The following is a 15,595-nucleotide window of genomic DNA, read 5'->3' as shown; positions in this document are numbered from 1 at the left end:
GATCGAGCTCAGTGCCCGACAGCGACCAGTGTCCGGATGATCATGAAGATGGCGGCCATGCCGAAACAGGCCAGTCCGACGACCCAAACGGTGAACATCTGCCGCATCGGAATCAGCTTTTCGAGCCAGCCGACGTCGAGCTCGACGTTCTGCTGCTGCGTCTCGAAGACGGTGCCGTGTGCACCCCAGGCGCCCGCGCCGATCTGCTGCTGTTCGAACCGCTCCAGCCACGACGCGTCCTTGCGTTCGGCGAGGCGATGGCTCGCCATGAGCATGATCGAAATGATCGACACGATGAGCGCGAGCAGCGACGAGGCTATTCGCGCGATGGAATCGCTGGCGGCTGCCATCGCGATACTGAACAAGAATGCCTGGGCAGTGAGACTGAGAGTGGGAACCTGCCAGAGGAGGTTCTCGTATTGCAGACGTCGGTCCGCCACCGTCTGGTAGACCATCTCCAGATCGGCCGAACGGCGGGGAGCTGGCTCGTCCACAAGGGGTACTGTCGCACAGTCGCGCAGACCCGGTGGGTGTTTGTCACGTTCGGGAGGCGGAGCGAGCCAGGATGAGGATGCTGACCACGAGTACCCACGCCGGGAAGGCAAGCGTCATCCATCTGCTCGTTTCGCTGGCGACCAGGAGCGCCACGGCCGCCAGGTAGCTGAGACCGGCGAGCCAGCGGGGCATCAGCCCGGTCTTCAGCCAAATCGTCGCGAGCGAGATCATGAAAACGGCCGCCATCCGCAATGCGTAGGTCTGACACACCGAAACCACGACCATCTTGCCGAAGTCGACCACTTGGGCGCGCGCGGTCGGGTCGGTGGCGCCGGTGTCGCTGGACACCAGACCGGCGGCGACGGCGGTGCCGACGAACATCATCGCCAGGAACAGCAGCCCGCTGCCGAGGAATACCGATACGAAGAACCGGTCTTCGTAGCGCCCTAACCCGTCCCGAACGACGCCGATGAACCATAGGAAGCTGATTCCGGCGAAGGGCATGAGTACCGTCGCTACTTTGATCGCGTTCTGCTGACTGTTCAGCCAACGAATCGAGCCTTCGATGCCGTCGGGCATGTCGAGACGGATCAAGATCAGCGTGGTGCCGAACAACACCGCGAAGACCACTCCGGCCAGTGCAGCTGCTCGCGGTGTCGACAACCGGCGCAGCGGCGGCTCCGGCTCGGTGTGGTGCTGCGATGTCGACATGCCGTCATCCTGTCAAATTCGAGCGCCGGTGGGTGGGTTTCCGGCCGGGTCGATTTTCTCGTTGTGCTCCCCGCACCCATTTCAACGCACCGACACCGTTGATTGAATTCTGTCCTGATTTACCGGTGCTGTGTATGTTTCGGCGAGATCGGCATAGCATATTTAAAGTCCAGCTTACTGCCGTGCGGAAGGTGGGTTAAGTATGACGACGACCGAGCGTGACTGGAGTAAACCGGCGGCCATGGCCATCCCGGCGGAGGGCTATTTCGAGCTGAAGCGGGGAAGATACGGTCCGATCTATCCGCAGACGCCTTCGTGCTACGGGTTCTCGATCATCGCCAAGGTGAAACCCGGGCGGGAAGAAGCTATTCGCGCGCACGGCAAGGAGCTCGAGGCCGCTGTAGCGGCTGATCCGGAGGTACTGGCACCGCTGCGACTGCACTATCTGCGGTGGCTGCTGTTCGATGTCGGATCGGGTCTGTATTTCCAATATCAAGGCATCTTCGACACCGATTTCGACAAATACACCGAGGATGCCGTCACGCTGTTCTCGCAGACCGGCATCACAACGGTTTTCACGAATCTCGAGGGATTCCCGGAGGATTGGAAGGAAAATCCGGCATCGTTCGTGAAATATGTCCGCGAGCACCAATTCCCGAGCTTCCTCGAGTACGGCGAGTATCCGTACGTCACCGGCGTCGAGATCAAAAAGGCGCTGCGACTGAAGGCGGCGTTCTCCGAAATGCTCGATCAGATGCAGTAATTACCTTGGCCTATGCTAGAACTCGACGATATTCAGCACATCCTGTTGACGCGGACCCCGGCGATGACCGGCCGCTACGAGTTCCTGTCGTTCGACGATCCCGCGGGTGCTCGTGCTTGGTTGACTCCGCTGGTGGACCGAGTGCAATCGGCTTCGGACGTGCGCGCGACGATGGACAGTTCCGACCGCTGGGTCACGCTGGCCTTCACCTGGCACGGGCTGCGGGCGCTCGGCGTGCCGGAGGAAACGCTGGCCGCCTTCCCGGACGAGTTCCGTGAAGGTATGGCCGCACGCGCGGACATCCTCGGCGACACGGGCGCTGCTCATCCCGACAATTGGGTAGGCGGGCTGGCCGGTGCCGAACTGCATGCCATCGCGATCCTGTTCGCCCGCAACGATGCCGAACACCAGCGCTGCACCACCGAACACCGCAAACTGGTCGCTCGCTGCTCCGGTGTGCGCGTGTTGTCATTCCTGGATCTGAATGCGACGCCGCCATTCGACTATGCCCACGATCATTTCGGGTTCCGAGACCGGTTGTCCCAGCCGGTGATCGCCGGATCCGGTGAAACGCCGACCCCCGGCTCGGGACCAGCGCTGCAACCCGGTGAGTTCATCCTGGGCTATCCGGACGAGGAAGGGCCACCGCGGGCGCTGCCGCAGCCGGCGGTGTTGTTCCGCAACGGAAGCTATATGGCCTACCGGCGGCTACAAGAGCACGTCGGCGCGTTCCGGAACTATCTGCGCGAGCACGCGGACACCCAGGACGGGCAGGAGTTGCTCGCCGCGAAGCTCATGGGGCGTTGGCGCAGCGGTGCGCCCCTGGTCCTGGCGCCGGACCGCGATGATCCGGCGCTGGGCGCGGATACCATGCGCAACAACGACTTCAACTACAAAGAAATGGATCCGCACGGCTACGCGGTACCACTCGGCGCGCATGCGCGGCGCCTCAACCCTCGCGACACCGCGGTGAATATGAACCGCCGCAGGATGATTCGCCGCGGCGCCACCTACGGGCCCGCGCTACCCGAGGATGCCCCCGACGACGGGGTGGACCGCGGTATCGCCGCGTTCATCATCTGCGCCAGCCTGGTACGCCAGTTCGAGTTCGCCCAAAACGTCTGGATCAACGACGAGACATTCCACGAACTCGGCAACGAACACGACCCGATCTGCGGCACCCAGGACGGCACCTACGACTTCACCATCCCCAAGCGACCCATTCGCAAGGTGCTCGCGGGACTGCCCGCCTTCACCACGCTCAGGGGCGGCGCGTACTTCTTCCTGCCGAGTATCAGCGCGCTGCGATACCTGGCAACGCTCGACAGTCGAGAGGTGACACCATGAGCACCAGTCCGCTGGCACGCACCTACAACCAGAGCCACATGCCGCGCAACCACGATGGGCGGCGACGGATGAGCATCTATTGGACATGGAGCTATCCGTGGGAGGCTCAACGCGATCCCGCCGAGATGTACAACCGCTTCTCGACGATGACCGAGGTCCGCAATGTGCTGTGGCCGAGCTACGAGACTCCGGAATACGACGCTGCGCACTTCCTGCAAGGAGTCGCGGGCACCCTGGAGCTGTTCCATCGCTCGACGCTGGCGTTCCAACAACTTGCCGGAGAGGCCACTGGTCATCCCGTCGCCGTGTTCCAGCGCGTCGACCAGGCCGGTTACACCTTGCCGATCGACGAGCGGATCCTGGCCGACACCGACACCCTGATGGTCTTCGGTCTCGATCACATTCTCTCCGAGCAGCAAGCCACACCGGAAGAGTGCGAGGCGATCCGCGACTGGCTGCAACGCGAGGGCACCTGTCTGCTGCTGGCACCGCACCACGATGTCGGCTGCAGCGACGACTATGCGCAGCGGCAAATGGAATACCAGCATCACGGCGACCCGCTGGTGCCGCGACAGCAACGATTCGGCCAGTACACACGCTCGCTCATGCGGGGCCTCGATGTTCCGGTGCACAACAAATGGGGCCTGCGACCCGCGGTCGTGGACGGCACCGATGAGATCGCACCCTTGACCGCGTTCCGTGATCTGGACGCAACCCGGCTGCTGGACAACGTCACGACATTCAACTTCCACCCTCATCTACCGCACTATGAGCTCACCGCGCCCGAATCCGACTCGCTCCGCGTCCTGGGCCGCCAGCGTGTCGACCCCGAGCGGCCCCATCCGTTCACCGCCGCGGGCAACACCGAATTCAACGCGCTGATCTGGATGCCACCCGCCGATGGGCGTGCCGGTGACATCGTGCTCGTCGACTCCACCAACTTCACCACGTTGTTCGGCGGTACCGACAGCCTGCGGAACCTGTGGCACAACCTCGCCACGATGAAGTAGGCCCAGCGCGTTCAGGGTTTTGGTTGGATCCAGAGCGCTTCGGCTACGGCACAGAGATCACCGGAGGGCGTGGCGAGTGCTATGCCGACAGTATGTTTGCGGCCCTGGTAGGCGATGGGCCAGGCGTAGGAAATATAGGGGGAGTCGGGGTAGATGGGCTGAAGTTGGGTGGCGGTGAGGGCCGCGGTCACGCCGCCGAAGCCCATGCCTTGTTTGCGCATCGCGGTCCAGCCGCCGGGGCAGTCCAGGGCGGACCAGACGACTTCCGGTGGGAGTCGGCCGGATTCGTCGGCCAACCCGGGATCGGGGGTCCAAGCGGCGATGACGAGGTCGTGATCCGGTGTGTCCCAAGTGAGTAGGCGCAGCCCACGACCGGGTGCGCAGGCGGCGCCGCAGCCATAGCAGTCGGTGACACGGCGCGACACCATGGCCGCGTCGGTGACGGCCTTCGCCTCGGTCCAGCTCGGGGCGCTGGGCGGATCGATGGTGAGCACCGCCGGAGTGGATTCGGCGAGCAAACCGCCGTCGGCATCGGTGAGCGAATATCCACCGGATCTGTTCGGACGCAATGACATCGGAGTCTCGAGCGGCACCCTGGCGCGGAAGTCGACGCGTATCTCAGCGGCCTCGCACGGCCCGGCCAGCAGACCAGCGACATAGCCGCCGAATGCGACGTCGGGGTATCCGTGCACGTGTTCGGGAACGGTGACTGTCTCGGTCCGGATCACGTTTCGCTCGAGCCTTCCTCTGCCGTCGATCTGGATCGACCTTACCTCCGGATTCGGACACATCGGAATCTGCGTATGTCTCCTGGGAGCCGACTGCGCCGAACACCCCTGCTCTGGCAAAGCTGGAAGTAGCACCGCGTGGCCGACCCGCGTCCGACGGGCTATTGCGGGGCCTGACCACCGAGTTGGGTAAGCAGCATGCTGATCACACCGGCCTCCTGGCTCTGGCTCTGGAACATCGAGCGGGCGGTTTCCTTGACCGCGCCCGAGGGCAGCAGTTCGTCGACGGCGCGAGCCATCACCAGTCCGCCCTGGTGATGACGGAGCATCAGTTGCAGGAACAGGATTTCGGCGTCGCGACCCCGGGCCGCGGCCAGGGCATCGAGTTCGGCGATGGTCGCCATACCCGGCATCGCCTCGCTGTTCGACGGGCTCGCACTCGGATGATGTTGCGACACAGCCACATCGGCGTGCATCCACGCCATCGGATGCGACGACAGCGGCGACGCATCGGCCAACCGCAGCCACCCGAGCATGGTCCCGATCTCGATGCGCTGCGCATCCGAAAGCTGTTGTGCCAACCGCAGTACGGTCGGATCCACGCCACGATCCAAGCGCTGCACCATGATCAGCGCCTGCTGATGATGTGCCGTCATATCCTGCGCAAATCCGATCTCGACCGCGCTGAGAACCGGTGCGGCCGTATGCTCGTCGGGCAGCACGAGCGGACGCAGCGCCGCCCCGAGCACCACAAGGACGAACGCGACAGAGGCGAGCGCCGCGACTCGGAACCAACGGGGCACGGCTACGACCCGACGGTCGATCGCTGATTCTCGGGCGCCGCGTACACCTCGTTCTCGAGTTGCAGCACCATGAATCCGTTATCGGAGCAAGCCACATACAGCTGATCGCCGCGCCACTCCGGCGGCGAGAAGCACCAATCGGTGGAGACGTCACCGAAGGCGAGCTTGCCGGTGCGTGGGGTGAGTGCGTCCAATGGATTGAATTGTCCCTCCAACACCGCGCGTGCGGCCGGTGGTGCGCTCATGAACGGCACGCCGATGATCGAGGCGAGGGCGTGCGGTGAGTTCCACAGACTCAGGTTCTGGCCGGTTCGTGCGGGCGGATTGAAGTAGGCGATCTCGCGAATATTGTGCGGATCACGGACGTCGAAAACCCGGATGCCGGAGGAGATCCAACCACACGCGAGTGCGGTGGGGTTGTCCGGACGGTCGGCGGCACAGTAGTGCGATTCGTAGGCGAAGACCGAACCGCCCATCGAACTTCCGATATTGCTGTCGATGTTCTGCAGCAGGTTGATCTCCAGCTTCACCTTCCCGGCGACCTTGGGCGCGGTGTCGTTGGAGATATCGATGAGTTTCACACCGCCGGAACCGCCTTCGTCGACGGTGTAGAGGTAGGGCTTGCCGTCGTAGGTCACAGGGATGCTGTGTTGGGTGGCCCACCCGTCGCTCCAGAAGGTGCGGCCGATATGGGTGACCTGCGGATTGGGATCGCGGCGCTGCACCGCGCTGATATCGAGCACGGTGAATCCGCCGAGCGCGGACAGGTACATGCGGTTACCGTCCGGACTGATGCCGAAGCCGTGCGCCTCGATCCCGGTCAGGCCCTGCCAGATGACGTGCGGATTGGTCGGATCGGTGAGATCGACAGCGCTGACGAAACCGGGAGCGATACCGGAGGCCCAATAGGTGCGGCCGTCGGGGGACCAGCCGCCCTCGTGGGTGGTGATCGGCAGCGGCATCAGCAGATTCGTGCCGGGTCCCGGATTGAGCAGCCTCGGATACGCGCAATCGGAGACGTCGTAGACCGACAGATAGCCGACGCCCTCGCCGACCGGAACCCCGGTCCCGACCAGCAGTTTGCGTTCGGTATTGACCTTGAGACTCTCCCAGGTGCCCGCGAGCATCGCGGGTTCGGTCAGGGTGACCGTCGGGCGCGGGTGCGCCGGATCGGCGACATCGAGTACCTGGACGCCACGGCCCTCGCTGATCAGGTCACCGGGGAAGAACGAACCCATATACGCGCAATGATCAAAGCTGGTGGAGGTGATCCCGGCACCGCGCCCGGCGAAATTGCCGACCATCGACATATTGCAGGAGTAGCCCTGGGTACTGCGCCGACTATCGCGGTCGGCGGCCGGAACATCACCCTGCAGCCCGGTTTCCGGCATCGACCCCGGACCGCAGTCCGCCCGCGGTACCGACGTCCGGCCGACATCGAGGAATTCCTGAACCGCCGTGGCGATGTCGTCTTGTAGATCGGCGGATGCGCTGCTCGGCAACATCATCGCGGCCGCCACCACGGTGGCGAACAAGACCAAGGGCCGGGCACGGCGCAGTGTCAGCTTCGGGTGCATCGTTGCATCCCAACTTTCCTCATCATGGGCACATACCGCGCCGACTCAGACGGAGCATGAACTGACTGAATGGTAGTAACACTCAGTAACTTACGCGGACGTTTTGGCGAAAATGCCAGGTAGTCAGTGTGTTGCGTGCTGATGCTCAGCTGGCGGTGAGCGCCTCGCTGTCGTATGCCAGCAGCGATGCGCAGACCTCGAGCAGGGACTGTCTGAGTCCAGTCGACCGCTCGGCCAATGCCGACTGCGCCCGTACGTATTCGGCACGCCCCGTCGGTGTTTCGATGCGGACCGGCTCGTAGCCGTAATCCGTCAGGTCGTACGGACTGGCGCGCATATCGAGTTCGCGTGCGGCGCAGGCGAATTCGAAGTAGTCGAGCAATAGGTCGGAGGAGAGGAGCGGGGTCAGTTTGAAGCCCCATTTGTAGAGGTCCATATTGGCGTGCAGGCAACCGGGCTGTTCGCGTGCGACCTGGTCGGCGCGCGTCAGCGGTTCCGCGTTGCGGCCGACAGCGTCCGGGGTGAAGAAGCGGAATGCGTCGAAGTGGGTGCAGCGCAAGGACATCGATTCGACGACCGCGTCGGTGCCGGTACCGCCCAGGCGCAGCGGCACCTGTCGGTGCCGGACGTCGTCGGTTTTGTACACCATCGCCCACTCGTGCAGCCCGAAGCAGGACAGCTGCGCGGGGCGTGATGCCGTGGCGCGCAGCAGGTTCGCGATGAATTCGATGGTGTCGCGACGCCGCCGGATGAACGCTGGGTCGGCTGTGTAGACAGCCGCGTCGTGTTGGTGATACCCACGGGCCCCGTCGTACTCCCGCGCTCCCGTCAATGCGACTCCGAATCCCGGGTGCCAGCGTCGCAACTGGGCGGGCTTATGTCCGTAGTACGTGAACAGGAAATCGATCACCGGATGTGACGAACCCGCCGTGCGCCGTTCGAGATACGGTCCGACGAGTTCGTCCAGCCGAGCCCGGTGCGCGGCGGCCCTGGCCCGCCACTCGGACTCGGCCAGCACGATCATTCGATCACCCGGTGCGTCCCGTCGCGCACGGTGCCGACGAACTCTTCCACCAGATCCTCCAGCGCCACAATGCCCACCGTATTGCCGCGGGTGTCCACGACGCGGCCGAGGTGGGAGTTGGTGCGGCGCAAGCGGGCCAGCGCCTCGTACAGCGGTGTACCGGCGGTCAGAGTCGGCAGCGGGCGAATATCCGTGCGCGGGATGGGCGTATTCGGTCCGGCGCTTTCGTCGGCGACCTTGTCGAGCACATCCTTCACATGCAGATACCCGACCAGCGAACCATCGCTCGCGCGCACCGGATACCGGGAGAAGCCGGTTTCGGCGACCGCGGTTTCGATATCGCCGAGCGTGGTGCCGTTGCCGCGCAATGGCACCGAGCGGGTCGTCGCCAGCCGCACCATCACATCGCCCACCACCCGATCGGAGGTGCCGAGCGCCTGGGTGAGGCGGCGGTGCTCCTCCTCGTCGAGCAGTCCCTCCGAACGGGATTCACCGATCATCTCGGCGAGCTCCACACTCGAGACCGTCGCCTGCAGCTCATCCTTCGGCTCGATCCGCAACATGCGCAGCGACAGATTCGCGGCCAAGTTGTAGAGCGCGATGAGCGGGCGCGCCAAGCGCAACCACATCAGATGCACCGGAACCAGCAGCAGCGCACTGCGTTCCGGTCCGGCCAGCGCGATATTCTTCGGAATCATCTCGCCGAACAGAATGTGCAGGATCACCACGATCGCCAGCGCGATGGCGAAGGCGACGGGATGCAGCAGCTGTTCGGGCATACCGACCAGCTCGAACGGCCCCTCCAGCAGATGCGCCACCGCGGGTTCGCCGACCCGGCCGAGCAGGATCGAGCAGATGGTGATGCCGAGCTGTGCGGCGGCCAGCATCATCGACAGGTTCTCTCCGGCCCGGATGACCGTATTCGCCTTGCGCTTTCCCTGTGCCGCGAGCGCTTCCAGGCGGTCGCGGCGCGCGGAGATGAGCGCGAATTCGGCGGCGACGAAGAACGCATTGCAGGCCAGCAGCACCACCGTGAGCAGGACGCCGAGGAGATCACCCATGGCTGTTCTCCTTGGCATGCGAGTTCAGTACGGCGGCCGCGACCGGGACCAGCCGGATCCGATCGATGCGCCGCCCGTCCATCCGTTCGACCTTGGCGATCCAGCCGCCGTCCTCGTCGTCCGGATGACGGTGCGACGATCGTGGATTCGGCAGGATCACTTCGTCACCGGTGACCGGGATGCGGCCCAGCCGAGTGAGCACCAGACCGCCGAGGGTTTCGTATTCGCCCTCGGGCGCGTCGTAGCCGGTGGCGCGGGAGACCTCGTCGATGCGCAGCAGTCCCGAGCAGTCCCAGCCGTCGGCGACCCGGCGGACATCGCGTTCTTCCTCATCGTGCTCGTCGCGGACATCGCCGAGGATTTCCTCGATGAGATCCTCCATGGTGACGATGCCCGCGGTGCCGCCGTATTCGTCGACCACCAGCGCGACCTGCATGCCGTCGGCGCGCACCCGCTCGAGTACCTCGTCGCCGTCGAGACTGGCGGGCACGATCGGCACCTGCCGGGCGAGCATATGCAGCGGAATGGTGTTGCGCACATTCGCCGGATGGGTGAACGCCTGTTTGACGTGCACCACGCCCAGGGTGTTGTCCAGATCGCCGTCGATGACCGGGAAGCGGGAGTAACCGGTGCGGCTGGCGGCCGCGATCAGATCGGCGATGGTGTCGGACTTGTCCAGGGATTCGATCTTGACCCGCGGCGTCATCAACTCCTCGGCGCTGCGCTCACCGAATTGCAGCGATCGATCGACCAGCTGCGCGGTGCGGTGATCCAGCGCGCCGCGCAGTGCGGAGGTACGCACCAGCGAGCCGAGTTCCTGCGGGGAGCGTGCCGAACGCAACTCCTCGGCCGGTTCCACGCCGAGGCGCCGGACCACCCAGTTCGCGCTGCCGTTGAGGAAATGGATCATCCACTTGAACACCACCGAGAAGGCGATCATCGGGCCCGCGGTCACCCGGGCGGTGCCGAGCGGCTTCGATATCGCGATGTTCTTCGGGACCAGCTCGCCGTAGATCATCGATAGCGAGGTGGCGAGCAGCAACGCCAGCGTGAGCGAGATACCATGCGCCGCACCCTCGCTCAGACCGAACGCGGTGAACAGCGGCGACAGCAGTCGGGCAAGCACGGGTTCCGCGATATAGCCCGTGATCAGCGTGGTGATGGTGATACCGAGCTGGGCTCCGGAGAGCTGGAACGACAATGTGGTGTGCGCCTGCCGGACCATGCGCGAGCGGGCGTCCCCGACCGCGCGCACATGCGATTCGACGGTGCTGCGTTCCAGAGCGGTGAGCGAGAATTCGGCGGCAACGAACAATGCGGTGCCGACCGTGAGGGCGATGAACCCGATCAGGCTGAGCACGGTGAGCACGACGGACATCCTCAGCACCACCTGCGAAACACACGATGAGCTGAATCGGATCGGGCGGCTGTGGGACGGAGAGCGCCGGGTTTGTCACCCGGCTCGGTAGAGGAGCCCTCCTGTGCGGCGCCCTCGGACGCGGGTGACAACTTGTTCCTCTCGGCAAATGGGTTCGTGAAGCCGGAAACCGGCAACCACTATGCTACCGGCTGTGTCTAATGGCAGCGCCTTCGGCGCTGCGTGTTCGCGGCCCCCCGGTGTCTCGCGTCCGAGCCGTCGAGACTCGCGACTTCGTCGCATGCGCTTCGACGACTCGGACGCGAGACGGGCCGCGAACGGTCGCTCGTGAGACTCGCTCCGTGGTGGTCGGTTGGGGCGGGCAGCCTTCGTCGCTATCCGTCGCTGAGCAGGGACCACCGCTATCGGGCTGGGCTGGCGTTCGCGAGGGACTGCTGGCTGTTCGGCTGAGCTGCCCGTTTTCGAGGGCCTACCAGCCGCTCGGCAGCGGGCGACCTTCCGCGAAACCTGCCGCCGACTGCACGCCGAGAACGGCCTTGTCGTGGAACTCGGTGAGGCTGCGGGCACCCGCGTAGGTGCACGCGCTGCGGACACCGGAGCAGATGTGGTCGATGAGGTCCTCGACGCCGGGGCGTTCCGGATCCAGACGCATGCGCGAGCTGGAGATGCCCTCCTCGAACAGTGCCTTGCGGGCGCGGTCGAAGCCGCTGTCGGTGGCGGTGCGGGCGGCGACGGCGCGCTTGGAGGCCATGCCGAAGCTCTCCTTGTAGGCATTGCCGTCGCGGTCCACGCGCAGGTCACCGGGGGATTCGTAGGTGCCTGCGAACCAGGAGCCGATCATCACATTGGACGCGCCCGCAGCAAGTGCGAGAGCGACGTCGCGGGGGTGTCGGACACCGCCGTCGGCCCAGATGTGCACGCCGAGTTCTTTTGCGGCGGTAGCGCATTCGGCCACCGCGGAGAACTGGGGACGGCCGACGCCGGTCATCATCCGGGTGGTGCACATGGCGCCGGGGCCGACACCGACCTTGATGATGTCCGCGCCCGCCGCGGCCAGATCGCGGGTGCCCTGCGCGGAGACCACATTGCCAGCGACCAGCGGCACACCGAGGCCGAGATCGCGGATGGCGCTGAGGGTTTCGAGCATTTTGGACTGGTGGCCGTGTGCGGTATCGATGACGAGCAGATCCGCGCCCGCGTCGACGAGCGCCTTGGACTTGGCCGCCACGTCGCCGTTGATGCCGACCGCGGTGGCCACGCGCAACTGGTTATCGGCGTCGACATTGGGCTGGTAGATCCCCGCGCGGATGGCGCCGGTGCGGGTCATCACGCCCGCGAGGCTGCCGTCCTCGGCGACGAGCACGGCGAGCTGCGCGTGCTTGGACTCGAGCAGATCGAACAGATCGCGCGGCGAGGTGCTGGCCGGTGCCTGCACGAAGTCGGTGACCGCGACATCGCGCAGCCGGGCGAACCGGTCGACATCCGTGCAGGACGCCTCGGTGACCACGCCGACCGGCTTACCGCCGTCGACGACGACCACCGCGCCGTGTGCGCGCTTGTGCATCAGCGCGACGGCCTCGGAGACCGAACGCTCCGGATCGAGCGTGACCGGGGTATCGGCGGTGAGCGAGCGGCTCTTGACGAAGGCGATGGTTTCCGATGCCGCGGCGATCGGGAGATCCTGCGGCAGGACGACGATGCCGCCGCGACGGGCGACCGTCTCGGCCATCCGGCGTCCGGCGACCGCGGTCATATTCGCGACGACAATGGGAATGGTGGTGCCGGACCCGTCTGCGGTCGACAGATCCACATCGAACCGTGACGCGACATCCGTCCGATTCGGGACGAGGAAGAGGTCGTCGTAGGTCAGGTCGTACGGCGGCTGATGACCAGGGAGAAACTGCACTTAACCGATTCTAACCGGTGCGCCGTACTCCCATGCAATCACCCAGCATTCCGTCCCACCTCGCGCGAAACGCCCGGCGCAACTTCGGAATCAAGATCAGGTGACACTGGTGCGGGGCTTTCTCGGCCGATACCGCCATGGTTTCCACCTGATCTTGATCCGTTGTCATGTGTCGGCTTGGACGCGGGAGAGTTGGATTGTGGTGGCGCACATGATGGTTACGGCCACGATGATTACTGCGAGTCCGATGTGGTTGGTGCGGAGGCGTTCGTCGAGGACGGTGATGCCGATGAAGGCGGCGGCCAAGGGCTCGGCGATGGTGACGGCGGGTAGCGATGCGACGAGGGGACCGGATTGGTAGGCGCGTTGCTGCAGATAGAGGCCGATCACGCCGGAAGCGACCAGGGCCCAGGTCTGCCAGCTGGCGAGTACATGAATGAGGCCGCCTTCGAAGAGTTCGGTCACATAGTCGGTGAGCGCGGCGGCCAAGCCGAACAGTGCACCGCCGACGGCGCCGAACAGGAGTGCGCGCCGGGTCGGGTCCGAGGTCGCGACGGCGATGACCGTGGCCACCGCCAGCATAGCGAGGAGGGCGGCCAGCGGCGGGATCCAATCACGCAGGGACGCATTGGAATTGCCCTCGGTCGGATCGCCGACGATCAAGAAGCAGGCGAGGGCCGCGGCGAGGGCGACGGCGGCCGCCCAGGTGCGCGGGGTGACGCGGCGGCGATTGAGCCGCGCGGAGAGCGGGAGCGCGAAGACCAACATGCTCACCAGAATCGGCTGGACGAGCAGCACAGCACCCAGCGCCAGCGCGGCGACCTGCATCGCGTAACCGCCGGTGTCACCGACGATTCCGGCCCACCATCGCGGATTGCGCAGCAGTGCACGCATGAGCGACTCGTCCTGCGCGACCGCGGCGGCCGCATGCTGCTGGGCGACCGCGGCCACCGCGAAGAGCAAGGCCGCGATCAGCGCACAGACAACCGCGCCAACCTGATGATTCGCCACCCGGTCAGTTTGCCCCGCGATTGCGACCGCCCGGCACCCCCTGTGCCCGCCCGGCGCGTCGACGCGCACGCCCGGGCGTGTCGCCGCTGGTCGCAGCGGTGCGGCCGGATGCGGCGCCGCGGCCGGACGCGGCTCCTGTGCCATGGCTGGCCGATGTGCCACGCGCGGATGAGCCCGCTGCGTGGGCCGTCTTTGCCGACCCGCCAGCACGACCCGGTGCGGCCGATGCCGCGCTCGCGGTCCGTCCCGGAGCCGTTTTCGCGCCGCGGCCCGGCGCTGCCGTTGCTACGCCCGCGGTTCGACCCGCGGCGGGGGCGGCCGTCGACCCACGTCCCGACGTTCCGACACCGCGCCGACTCGATGTCGCGGTGGAGCCTGCGGAACCACCCGAAGTCTTCTTCGCACCCCCGGCCCGACCGTTCGAACCAGCACCGTGACGCCCGGCACCAGCTGAGCCCGCATCGCCCGCGCGTGCGCCGCGACCACGACCGCCCGCCCGACGACTCGACCTCCCGGCCTGCAACTCACCTTCGTCACCCACGGTGACCGCCGAGTTCGCGGCGACGATCGGTATACCGGATGGCTGCTTCGCGCCGGTGATCTGGATCAGCCGCCGATCGCTCGGACGGACCTGCACGCCGTCGACATCGACGCCCGCCTTGCGGGTCATCTTCTCGACCTCGGCGCGCTCCTCCTCGGTGACCAGCGTGACGACCACGCCGTCCTCACCGGCGCGGGCGGTACGGCCCGCGCGATGCAGGTACGCCTTGGACTCCCCGGGCGGATCAACGTGCACGACAAGGGAAATCCCGTCCACATGGATGCCGCGCGCGGCCACGTCGGTGGTCACCAGCACGGGTGTCTTACCGTCGGCGAATGCGGCCAGCGTGCGCACGCGGTTGTTCTGTGCCTTCCCGCCGTGCAGCGCGCCCGCGGCGATGCCCGCCGCGCGCAACTGCTTGGCGAGCCGGTCCGCACCGTGTTTGGTGCGCACGAACATGATGGTCAGCCCGTCGCGGGCGGCGATCTGCGCGGTGACATCGCGCTTATCGGCCTTGCGCAGATACAGCAGATGATGCGACATCGTCGCGACCGAGGCCGACGGCGGTGCGGTGGAATGGGTGACGGGGGAGCGCAGGTAGCGCTTGACCAGCTTGTCCACCTCACCGTCGAGGGTCGCCGAAAACAGCAGGCGCTGACCATCTTTCGGCGTCCGATCGAGCAGCTTGGTGACCTGCGGCAGGAAGCCCATATCGGCCATGTGGTCGGCCTCGTCCAATGCGGTGATCCGCACGTCGGACAGGTCGGCCGAGCGTTGGTTGATCAGATCTTCCAACCGTCCGGGCGTGGCGATGAGCAGGTCCACTCCGCGCGCGAGCCGATCGGCCTGTCGCTTGATCGGCGCGCCGCCGACCACCGAGGCGACCCGCAGCCCGAGCGAGAGTGCGGCATTGTCCAGCGCCTTTTCGATCTGGGCCGCCAGTTCGCGGGTCGGCACCAGCACCAGACCGCGCGGACGGCCCGGCTTGGCCTGGCCACCCGCGAGCAGCGCGAGCATCGGCAGTCCGAAGGCCAGGGTCTTGCCGGAGCCGGTCGGGCCGCGCCCGAGCACATCCTTACCCGCCAGCGCATCGGTCGCGGTCGCGGCCTGGATCGGGAACGGCGCCTCGATGCCGTCGCGGCGCAGCGCCTGGACGAGCACGGCGGGTAGGCCCAGCTCCGCGAAGGTGGTGGCAGGGGTGGAGGAGGTCAACGGGTTTGTGTGCCTTTCATGTCTCGGC

At 65.9% G+C, this 15,595-nt stretch carries 13 protein-coding genes and 1 pseudogene; 3 read left to right on the top strand and 11 right to left on the bottom strand.

The features are described 5' to 3' along the window. Positions 1-8: 8 nt before the first annotated feature. Together ACQP1T_RS22980 and ACQP1T_RS22975 are read right to left on the bottom strand one after the other, a co-directional pair. A complete protein-coding gene (locus ACQP1T_RS22980; RefSeq protein WP_433755094.1) occupies positions 9-494 on the bottom strand; it encodes a hypothetical protein in 486 nt (161 codons plus the stop codon). A gap of 43 nt (positions 495-537) precedes the next feature. After that, a complete protein-coding gene (locus tag ACQP1T_RS22975; RefSeq protein WP_433755093.1) occupies positions 538-1,206 on the bottom strand; it encodes a hypothetical protein in 669 nt (222 codons plus the stop codon). Positions 1,207-1,408: 202 nt separating this feature from the next. Between ACQP1T_RS22975 and ACQP1T_RS22970 the strand changes: the two genes are divergently transcribed. The 3 genes from ACQP1T_RS22970 to ACQP1T_RS22960 are packed head-to-tail and all read left to right on the top strand — an operon-like array spanning position 1,409 to position 4,326. Beyond that, the gene (locus ACQP1T_RS22970; RefSeq protein WP_433755092.1) at positions 1,409-1,969 is read left to right on the top strand and encodes a hypothetical protein; all 561 of its coding nucleotides are present in this window, start codon (positions 1,409-1,411) and stop codon (positions 1,967-1,969) included. A gap of 12 nt (positions 1,970-1,981) precedes the next feature. Further along, positions 1,982-3,316: a Dyp-type peroxidase gene (locus ACQP1T_RS22965; protein ID WP_433755091.1), complete on the top strand. Its 1,335-nt coding sequence runs from the start codon at positions 1,982-1,984 to the stop codon at positions 3,314-3,316. Continuing rightward, positions 3,313-4,326: a hypothetical protein gene (locus ACQP1T_RS22960; RefSeq protein WP_433755090.1), complete on the top strand. Its 1,014-nt coding sequence runs from the start codon at positions 3,313-3,315 to the stop codon at positions 4,324-4,326. Before ACQP1T_RS22965 ends, ACQP1T_RS22960 begins: the two co-directional genes overlap by 4 nt. Before the next feature lie 11 nt (positions 4,327-4,337). Here the strand turns inward: ACQP1T_RS22960 and ACQP1T_RS22955 are convergent, their stop codons facing one another. From ACQP1T_RS22955 to ACQP1T_RS22915, 9 genes and pseudogenes are all read right to left on the bottom strand, one after another. Then, a complete protein-coding gene (locus ACQP1T_RS22955) occupies positions 4,338-5,054 on the bottom strand; it encodes a hypothetical protein (protein WP_433755089.1) in 717 nt (238 codons plus the stop codon). A 161-nt stretch (positions 5,055-5,215) separates the two neighbouring features. Continuing rightward, positions 5,216-5,857, bottom strand: coding sequence for a DUF305 domain-containing protein (locus tag ACQP1T_RS22950; protein WP_433755088.1), 642 nt, complete (start codon positions 5,855-5,857; stop codon positions 5,216-5,218). A gap of 2 nt (positions 5,858-5,859) precedes the next feature. Then, positions 5,860-7,434, bottom strand: a complete 1,575-nt coding sequence (locus ACQP1T_RS22945) for an LVIVD repeat-containing protein (RefSeq protein WP_433755087.1) — start codon at positions 7,432-7,434, stop codon at positions 5,860-5,862. Positions 7,435-7,579: 145 nt separating this feature from the next. Then, entirely contained in the window at positions 7,580-8,458 is an 879-nt protein-coding gene (locus ACQP1T_RS22940; RefSeq protein WP_433755086.1) for a 3-methyladenine DNA glycosylase, read from the bottom strand. Beyond that, on the bottom strand, positions 8,455-9,519 hold the full coding sequence (locus ACQP1T_RS22935) for a hemolysin family protein (protein WP_433755085.1): 1,065 nt from the start codon (positions 9,517-9,519) through the stop codon (positions 8,455-8,457). The genes ACQP1T_RS22940 and ACQP1T_RS22935 overlap by 4 nt, the downstream gene beginning before the upstream one ends. Beyond that, on the bottom strand, positions 9,512-10,897 hold the full coding sequence (locus ACQP1T_RS22930; RefSeq protein ID WP_433755084.1) for a hemolysin family protein: 1,386 nt from the start codon (positions 10,895-10,897) through the stop codon (positions 9,512-9,514). The genes ACQP1T_RS22935 and ACQP1T_RS22930 overlap by 8 nt, the downstream gene beginning before the upstream one ends. Positions 10,898-11,366: 469 nt before the next feature. Beyond that, a complete protein-coding gene (locus ACQP1T_RS22925) occupies positions 11,367-12,803 on the bottom strand; it encodes a GuaB1 family IMP dehydrogenase-related protein (protein WP_433755083.1) in 1,437 nt (478 codons plus the stop codon). A 165-nt stretch (positions 12,804-12,968) separates the two neighbouring features. Continuing rightward, the gene (locus ACQP1T_RS22920) at positions 12,969-13,814 is read right to left on the bottom strand and encodes a DMT family transporter (RefSeq protein ID WP_433755082.1); all 846 of its coding nucleotides are present in this window, start codon (positions 13,812-13,814) and stop codon (positions 12,969-12,971) included. Between the two features lie 385 nt (positions 13,815-14,199). Beyond that, positions 14,200-15,567 (bottom strand): annotated as a pseudogene (locus ACQP1T_RS22915) (DEAD/DEAH box helicase); the annotation flags it as partial. Positions 15,568-15,595 lie beyond the last annotated feature (28 nt).

The organism is Nocardia sp. CA-135398 (assembly GCF_050955845.1).
In the GTDB taxonomy this organism is placed as follows: domain Bacteria; phylum Actinomycetota; class Actinomycetes; order Mycobacteriales; family Mycobacteriaceae; genus Nocardia.
The sequence above is the reverse complement of the archived record's forward strand: the minus strand, read 5'-3'. Positions and strand labels throughout refer to the sequence as shown.

Coding starts and splice junctions, on each gene's coding strand:
- ACQP1T_RS22975 (WP_433755093.1), bottom strand. CDS start 1,206: ATGTCGACATCGCAGCACCACACCGAGCCGGAGCCGCCGCTGCGCCGG.
- ACQP1T_RS22970 (WP_433755092.1), top strand. CDS start 1,409: ATGACGACGACCGAGCGTGACTGGAGTAAACCGGCGGCCATGGCCATC.
- ACQP1T_RS22965 (WP_433755091.1), top strand. CDS start 1,982: ATGCTAGAACTCGACGATATTCAGCACATCCTGTTGACGCGGACCCCG.
- ACQP1T_RS22960 (WP_433755090.1), top strand. CDS start 3,313: ATGAGCACCAGTCCGCTGGCACGCACCTACAACCAGAGCCACATGCCG.
- ACQP1T_RS22945 (WP_433755087.1), bottom strand. CDS start 7,434: ATGCACCCGAAGCTGACACTGCGCCGTGCCCGGCCCTTGGTCTTGTTC.
- ACQP1T_RS22940 (WP_433755086.1), bottom strand. CDS start 8,458: ATGATCGTGCTGGCCGAGTCCGAGTGGCGGGCCAGGGCCGCCGCGCAC.
- ACQP1T_RS22935 (WP_433755085.1), bottom strand. CDS start 9,519: ATGGGTGATCTCCTCGGCGTCCTGCTCACGGTGGTGCTGCTGGCCTGC.
- ACQP1T_RS22930 (WP_433755084.1), bottom strand. CDS start 10,897: ATGTCCGTCGTGCTCACCGTGCTCAGCCTGATCGGGTTCATCGCCCTC.